Origin of the sequence: Mycobacterium persicum (assembly GCF_002086675.1) — a bacterium.
In the GTDB taxonomy this organism is placed as follows: Bacteria; Actinomycetota; Actinomycetes; order Mycobacteriales; family Mycobacteriaceae; genus Mycobacterium; species Mycobacterium persicum.
On record NZ_MVIF01000198.1, the window covers coordinates 1 to 3,030 of the forward strand.

1 protein-coding gene and 1 pseudogene are annotated in these 3,030 nt (G+C 64.4%); one reads left to right on the forward strand and one right to left on the reverse strand.

Annotation, left to right across the window (positions count from 1 at the left end; genetic code table 11):
• Nucleotides 1-54: 54 nt before the first annotated feature.
• A pseudogene (locus tag BST40_RS27665) lies at nt 55-1,475 on the reverse strand (IS1634 family transposase).
• 13 nt (nt 1,476-1,488) lie between these two features.
• Here BST40_RS27665 and BST40_RS27670 point away from each other — a divergent pair.
• A partial coding sequence (locus BST40_RS27670) for an IS1634 family transposase (RefSeq protein WP_244174518.1) occupies nt 1,489-3,030 on the forward strand: 1,542 nt, incomplete at its 3' end.

Sequence of the window (3,030 nt, forward strand, 5' to 3'; positions counted from 1 at the left end):
ACCGGATTATCCCTGCTCAGAGCACCATTCTTCGTTCAAGACACACCATCAAGATCAACCGGCGCGAAAGCCCGAGGTTAGTGCTTGGGCGAGGTCATCGGGGATGGGGTCGGCGGCGGTGATGGTGTGTTGTCCGGCTTGGATGGTGATGGTGCGGTAGCGTCGTGCGGTCCGCACGAATTTCTTGATGCTCCAACCGGTTCGGTGCTCGATCCAGTGCGTGAGGGCCATCACGGCGAACACGATGGTCAGGTGGGCGTCGATCGATTCGCGCTTGTGGTGATAGATCGGGCGGGCCTGCAGGTCGTGTTTGGACATTAAGAAGCTCTTCTCGATGCGCCACAAGCGGTGGTAGGCGTCGATGATGAACTTCGGGTCTGGTCTGTGAGGTTGGTGGTGTAGCCCTTCCAGCCGGCCAGGGCGCGGGCCTTGGCCTCCAGGTCACGGTCGATGGCTTTGGTTTCCCCGGTCAAGGTGATGAACCGGTTGCGTTTGACCGGGGCTTTCCCGTCGACGGCTTTTTGGGCTTTGGCGATCTGGTCATCGATGCCGTGTAGCGTGCGCCGCGCCCGGTTGCTGGGGTACTGGTAGTGGATCACCCGGTCAGGGATCCCGCTGGTTTCTCCCGGCTGGTGGCCGGCCAGGGCTGGGTCAGGATCAGCTCATCGGGGACGGCCTGGTCGCGGTGTTTGTCATGCCACTCACGGACGACATCGGGCAGGTAGGGCAGCCGCGCTCCCAGGATGTAGGTCAAGCGGCAGCGGTGATATCGATTTGGTTGGCCTCAGAGATCATCCCGGCAGCAGCGACCACGGTGATATCGGTGAGCTGGTGGGCTTTTTGAACGCGTTGATCACCGGCAGCATGGTGGCGGTCTCGGCCTTGTTGCCTTCGAAGGCTTGCACCGTGAGCGGGAACCCCGAGGCGTCGGTGAGCAATCCAACGGTGATCTGGGTTCTAGGCGTCGTTCCTTGGAGAATCCGGGCTCGCGGAATCCGTCAGCGGTGTCGGTTTCGAAATACAGCGTCGTCACATCATACAACACCAAGGTGGCCGGCCCCAGGTCGATGTGCGCCGAGCAGGCTTCCGAGATTTGTTGTCGGAAAGCATCTTTGGCATAGATGGGTAGACGGCGGTTCAAAATGGGATACGACGGGGCGCCCACCCCGGTCTCGGCCAGAACCCGGGCAGAGTCGATCTTGCTGGTCGGTTCGATGATCCGCGCACACACCAAACCGCGAAACACCTCATCGGCCACCCCGTCGAATCCGAGCACCGCATAGGCATGGCACAACGCATCCCACAGATGCGCCGCACGCAACGAAGTGATCGGCAATGGCGAAGACCCGGCCCGGCCGGCAATCCCGAGGTCCAGCTCAGCCTGCCCGGCGGCCAGCATCATGGGCCGAGCCCAAATGCTCGATCGACCGCGACCCCCGCCGCGACGACCACCACGATCTGCACCGCCGGCACACGTACTACTACCTGGTGGAATCAGCGCGGGTGGACGGCAAACCGCGGATCGTGTCGCAGAAATATTTGGGCACCGCCGAGGAGGTGATGGCCAAACTGGCGGGGGCGGACAGCGGCGAACCGGTGCGCAGCCAGCACAAACAGTTCGGCGATCTGGCCGGGGTGTGGTCGGTGCTGCAGCGGCTCGGTGTGGTCGAGATCGTGGACTCGGTCGCGCCGCGACGGGCCGACGCGGGGGCGTCGGTGGGCACCTATATCGCGTTGGCCACGGCGAACCGGGTCGTGGCGCCGTGCTCGAAGCTGGCCTTCGCCGACTGGTGGGCCACCACCGCCGGACCCCGGTGGGTGAAAACCCCGGCCGGGGCCTTGGATCACCGCCGGTTCTGGGATGCGATGGATCACCTGGACACCGAAGCGCTGCGCCGCATCGAAACGCAACTGGGGCGCCGGATGGTCACCGAGTTCGGCCTGGGCCTTTCGGGGCTGGTGCTGGACATGACCAACTTCGCCACCTACATCGACTCGGCCAACGAGCGAGCCCCGATCGCCCAGCGCGGCAAGGCCAAACAAAAACGTGTGGACCTGCAGCTGGTCGGGTTGGCGCTGGTCGTGACCCGCGACGGCGGGGTGCCCGTGGTGTCGCACGCCTACCCCGGCGACCGCCCCGACCTCACCCAATTCCCCACGGTGATCGAGGAACTGGTGGCCCGGTATCGGCAGTTGACGTCCTCGGTGCAGTCGTTGACGGTGGTCTATGACGCCGGGCAGAACTCGGCCGACAACCACACCATCATCGAAGAGTCCGGGTTGGGGTTCGTCGGATCATTGCCACCGTCAGACCATCCCGAACTGCTCGCGATACCCCGGGCAACCTACGTCCCCGTCGATGACGACCGCTATCCCGGCCTGACCTGCCTCGACACCGAAGTGACCGCGTTGGGTGTCACCCGCCGCGCGGTGCTCACCCACTCCCCGACGCTGCACGCTGCCCAGTCACGCGGCTTGGACCAAACCCTCGCAAAAGCACGAAAACGACTGGCCGAACTGCAATCCCGCCTCGCGCGGGGCAAGACCCGCCGGGGCCGCGACGCCGTCGAAGCCGACATCGCCGCGATACTCAAACCACGCTGGGTGAGCGACATCCTCACCGTCACCCTGACCGGCGAGGACCCCTCGACGTTCCGGTTGACGTGGCGCACCGAACAGAATGCACGAAAGAAACTGGAAGACAGGATCTTCGGCAAACGTATCCTGTTCACCAATCGCGACACCTGGAACGTCGGCGATGTCGTCGCGGCCTACCGCTCCCAATCCGAGGTCGAGGCCGGATTCCGCCAGCAAAAAGACCCCCCAGTCGTCTCGTTCGGGCCGATGCACCACTGGACCGACCAGAAAATCCGGGTCCACGTCTTCTACAGCGTCCTCGCATTGACCGTCGCCCACCTCATGCGCCGCCAAGCCGACCGCGCCGGCCTGCCCATGTCGGTGCGTGAACTGCTCAACCAACTCGCCGGCATCGGCGAAACCGTGCTGCTCTACCACGACGGCGGCAAGGGC